Source organism: Rhizobacter sp. P3_B12 (genome assembly GCF_056402895.1).
On record NZ_JBFUGN010000474.1, the window covers coordinates 1 to 4,701 of the forward strand.

Consider the following 4,701-nt stretch of genomic DNA (forward strand, 5'->3'; position numbering starts at 1 on the left):
CGCTGGCGTTGAGCCAGACGGCGCTCGCCGGCATGCTCGACGAACGCTTCACCGAAGACGAGCTGAAGCAGTTGGTCGTGACGCTCGAGAACCCGGCCTTCAAGAAGTTCCAGCAGGCGATGCCCGAGATCAGCGACAAGTTCGTGCAGAAGCTGATCGCCGATGCCGGCGCTTCGGTGGACCCGAAGCTGAAGGCGCTCGACATGAGCATCTCGACGGCGCTCGGCGTGCCGCCGGCCGCAACGGGCGCATCCGCCCCGGCAGCCGCCGCACCGCGCGCCGCCAGGCCTGCCGCGCCTGCGGCCTCCAAGGCGGGGAAGTGACCCCCAAAGCGGCCCTCCAGTGACCCTTCTTCGCTGACCGACCGGATGAGCGCGATGCAACGCCCGTACAACTTCTCCGCCGGCCCGGCCGCGCTGCCCGAAGAGGTGCTGCGGCAGGCCGCCGCCGACATGCTCGACTGGCACGGCTCGGGCATGAGCGTGATGGAGATGAGCCACCGCGGGCGCGAGTTCGCGAGCATCTACGAGCAGGCCGAAGCCGACCTGCGCGGGCTGCTGGCCGTGCCGGCGAACTTCCGCATCCTGTTCATGCAGGGCGGCGGGCTGGCCGAGAACGCGATCGTGCCGATGAACCTGTCGCGCGGCGGCGTGGTCGACGTGGTGGTCACCGGCGCGTGGTCGCAGAAGTCGTACAAGGAGGCGCAGCGCTATGCGCAGGCGCGCGTCGCCGCGAGCAATGCCGACGACCGGCACACCCGCATCCCGGCACCCGGGACCTGGTCGCTGAGCCCGGACGCGAGCTACGTGCATGCGTGCACCAACGAGACCATCCACGGCGTCGAGCTGCACACGCTGCCCGACCTCGCTGCGCTCGGCTCGAAGGCACCGCTGGTGATCGACTGCTCGTCGCACATCCTGTCGCGCGCCATCGACTGGTCGCGCGTGGGCCTGGCGTTCGCCGGCGCGCAGAAGAACATCGGCCCGGCCGGGCTGACGCTGGTCTTCGTGCGCGACGACCTGCTCGGCCATGCGCTGCCGATCTGCCCGAGCGCCTTCGACTACAAGACCGTGGCCGACAACGGCTCGATGTACAACACGCCGCCCACCTACTCGATCTACATCGCCGGGCTGGTGTTCCAGTGGCTGAAGGCGCAGCGCGAAGGCGCGGCCGCGGGCGTCGCGGCGATGGAGCAGCGCTCGATCGCCAAGGCCGGGCTGCTGTACGGCTACCTCGACGGTTCGGAGTTCTACGTGACGCACGTCGATCCCGCCAGCCGCTCGCGGATGAACATTCCCTTCTTCCTGCGCGACGAATCGCTGAACGACGCCTTCCTGGCCGGCGCCAAGGAGCGCGGGCTGCTGCAGCTGAAGGGCCACAAGAGCGTCGGCGGCATGCGCGCGAGCCTGTACAACGCGATGCCGCTGGCCGGCGTGCAGGCGCTGGTGGCGTACATGCGAGAATTCGCCGCGCGCCATGGCTGACCCGACACCTGCCCCCCACCCTGACCTGCTGGCCCTTCGCACCCAGATCGACCGCGTCGACCGAGAGCTGCTGGGCCTGCTGAACCAGCGCGCCCAGTTCGCGCTGCACGTCGGCGAGTTGAAGAAGAAGGAAGGCTCGGTCGCGTTCCGCCCCGAGCGCGAGGCCCAGGTGATCGACGGCCTGAAGCAGGTCAACCCCGGCCCGCTGGCCAGCGACAGCGTCGCACCGATCTGGCGCGAGATCATGTCGGCCTGCCGCGCGCTCGAGACACCCACCCGCGTCGCCTACCTCGGCCCGTCGGGCACCTTCAGCGAGCTCGCGGTGCTGGGCTTCTTCGGCTCGTCGATCGTCAAGGTGCCGTGCGCCAACTTCGACGAGGTGTTCCATGCGGTCAGCGCCGGCTCGGCCGATTTCGGCGTGGTGCCGGTCGAGAACTCGACCGAGGGCGTGGTCACGCGCTCGCTCGACCTGTTCCTGACGACGCCGCTGTTCATCATCGGCGAGACCAGCCTGTTCGTACGGCACAACCTGCTGCGCCGCGAGAACGCGCTCGAGAACCTGACGGCCGTGTGCGCGCATCCTCAGGCGCTGGCGCAGTGCCACGGCTGGCTCAGCARCCACCTGCCGAACGTCGAACGCCGGCCGGTCGCGAGCAATGCCGAAGGCGCCCGGCTCGCCCAGCAGGACCCGAGCATCGCCGCGATCGCGAGCGAGCGCGCCGCCAGCGAGTTCGGCCTGCACATCGTCGCGCCGGCCATCCAGGACGACGCGCACAACCGCACCCGCTTCACGGTGCTCGCCCACCCGCACCAGCATCCGCAGCCGAAGGCCTCGGGCCACGACTGCACGAGCCTGATCGTGTCGGTGGCCAACAAACCCGGCGCGGTGCACGACATGCTGGTGCCGCTGAAGCGCCACGGCGTCTCGATGACGCGTTTCGAATCCCGCCCTGCGCGGTCCGGCCAGTGGGAGTACTACTTCTACGTCGACCTGCAGGGCCACCCCGACGAGCCCCATGTCGCAGCCGCGTTGAGCGAGCTGCGCGAGGTGTGCGCTTTCTTCAAGGTGCTCGGCACCTATCCCATCGACGTCCATTGACCATGTTCAACCAACTCGGCGTGATCGGTGTCGGCCTGATGGGCGGCTCGTTCGCACTCGCCCTGAAGCGGGCCGGGCTGGTCAAGCGCGTGGTCGGCTACAGCAAGTCGCCCTCCACCACAGAGCGCGCCCGCAAGATGGGCGTGATCGACGTGGCGGCCGAATCGGCGCTGCTCGCGGTGTCGGGCTCCGACATCGTGCTGATGGCGGTGCCGGTGTCGGCCACCGAGGCCACCTTCAAGGCGATCCGCCACCTGGTGGAACCGCACGTGCTGTTCATGGACGTCGGCTCGACCAAGCGCGACGTGGTCGATGCCGCGCGCCGCGTGCTGAAGGAGCGCGTCAGCGCCTTCGTGCCGGCGCACCCGATCGCCGGCAAGGAAGTGGCCGGCGTCGCGCATGCCGACGCCTCGCTGTACACCGGGCGGCAGGTGATCATCACGCCGCTGCCGCAGACCTCGCCCGAGCTGGTGCAGAAGGCGACCGACGTGTGGTCTGGGATCGGCGCGCAGGTGCTGCGCATGACGGCCGAGAACCACGACGCCGCGTTCGCCGCCGTCAGCCACCTGCCGCACATGCTGGCCTTCGCGTTCTTCAGCTCGGTGGCAAAGCAGCCGGCGGGCAAGGATTTCCTGTCGCTGGCAGGCCCCGGTTTCCGCGATTTCACGCGCATCGCCGCGAGCGACCCCGAGGTCTGGCGCGACATCCTGATGTCGAACCGCGAAGAGATCCTGAAGCAGTCGATGCGCTTCCGGCACACGCTGGATGCGCTCGAGCACGTCATCAAGACCGGCAATGCGGAGGCGCTCGAAGGGCTGATCCGCAATGCGTCCGAAGCGCGCTCCAGCTGGCAGATGGGCTCGGGCAAGCCGAGTTCTTCGCGCTGACCCATCACCGATGTTCACGACACCGTTCCTCGACCTCCCTCCCCTTGCATCCGCCGACGGCAGCGTCCGACTGCCCGGCTCGAAGAGCATCTCCAACCGCGTGCTGCTGCTGGCCGGGCTCAGCGCTGGCACGACGGTGGTGCACGACCTGCTGGATTCCGACGACACCCAGGTGATGCTGGCCGCGCTGCGCGAACTYGGCTGCGGCGTCGAAGCCGATGGCAGCGCCTGGCGCATCACCGGGCTCGGTGGCCGGCTCGCGACGCGCGAGGCGAGCCTGTTCCTCGGCAATGCCGGCACCGCGATGCGCCCGCTGACCGCCGCGCTGGCGGTGCTGGCCGCCACGCAGAACGGCCGCTTCGAGCTGCGCGGCGTGCCGCGCATGCACGAGCGCCCGATCGGCGACCTGGTCGACGCGCTGCGCCAGCTCGGCTGCAACATCACCTCGCTCGGCCAGGAAGGCTACCCGCCGCTGCGGCTCGCCGCCGCCGACCTGCGACTGAACACCGCGCAGCCGATCCGCGTGCGCGGCGACGTCTCCAGCCAGTTCCTGACCGCGCTGCTGCTCGCGCTGCCGCTGGTGTCGGCCGAGCATGCGGTGACGATCGAGGTCGACGGCGAGCTGATCTCCAAGCCCTATGTCGACATCACGCTGAACCTGCTGGCGCGCTTCGGCATCCAGGTGCAGCGCGACGGCTGGCAGCGCTTCGTCATTCCGCAAGGTAGCGCCTACCGCTCGCCGGGCAGCATCCACGTCGAGGGCGATGCGTCGTCGGCGTCGTATTTCGTCGCGCTGGGCGCGATCGCCGCCTTCGACGGGCGGGCGCTGCGCATCGAAGGCGTCGGCGACGATTCCATCCAGGGCGACCTGCGCTTCATCGACGCCGCCCGCGCGATGGGCGCCGACGTGCGCAGCGGCCCCGGCTGGCTGGAGGTGCGCCGCGGCGCCTGGCCGCTGAAGGCGATCACGCTGGATTGCAACCACATCCCCGACGCCGCGATGACGTTGGCGGTGATGGCGCTGTACGCCCGGGGCACGACGCGCCTGGAGAACATCGCCAGCTGGCGCGTGAAGGAGACCGACCGGATCGCCGCAATGGCGACCGAGCTGCGCAAGCTCGGCGCAGCGGTCGCCGAAGGGCCGGATTTCATCGAGGTGACGCCGCCGGCCGCCTGGCGTGCGGCGGCCATCCACACCTACGACGACCACCGGGTCGCGATGTGCTTCTCG

4 protein-coding genes and 1 pseudogene are annotated in these 4,701 nt (G+C 69.7%); all 5 read left to right on the plus strand.

Annotated elements, in window-relative coordinates; translation table 11 throughout:
* Window positions 1-323: pseudogene (locus AC1D01_RS21500) on the plus strand (hypothetical protein); the annotation flags it as partial.
* A gap of 54 nt (window positions 324-377) precedes the next feature.
* Window positions 378-1,484 (plus strand): 3-phosphoserine/phosphohydroxythreonine transaminase, encoded by a 1,107-nt coding sequence (serC, locus tag AC1D01_RS21505; protein ID WP_477869889.1) that lies wholly within the window; start codon window positions 378-380, stop codon window positions 1,482-1,484.
* Window positions 1,477-2,583 carry a prephenate dehydratase gene (gene pheA, locus AC1D01_RS21510; RefSeq protein ID WP_477869891.1) on the plus strand — a complete coding sequence of 369 codons (1,107 nt, stop codon included), beginning with the start codon at window positions 1,477-1,479 and terminating at the stop codon, window positions 2,581-2,583. The genes serC and pheA overlap by 8 nt, the downstream gene beginning before the upstream one ends.
* Window positions 2,584-2,585: 2 nt before the next feature.
* Complete coding sequence (locus tag AC1D01_RS21515) at window positions 2,586-3,470, plus strand: prephenate dehydrogenase (RefSeq protein WP_477869893.1); 885 nt, start codon at window positions 2,586-2,588, stop codon at window positions 3,468-3,470.
* Between the two features lie 10 nt (window positions 3,471-3,480).
* Window positions 3,481-4,701, plus strand: a 1,221-nt coding sequence (aroA, locus tag AC1D01_RS21520) for a 3-phosphoshikimate 1-carboxyvinyltransferase (protein WP_477869895.1), incomplete at its 3' end; no start/stop codon positions are given.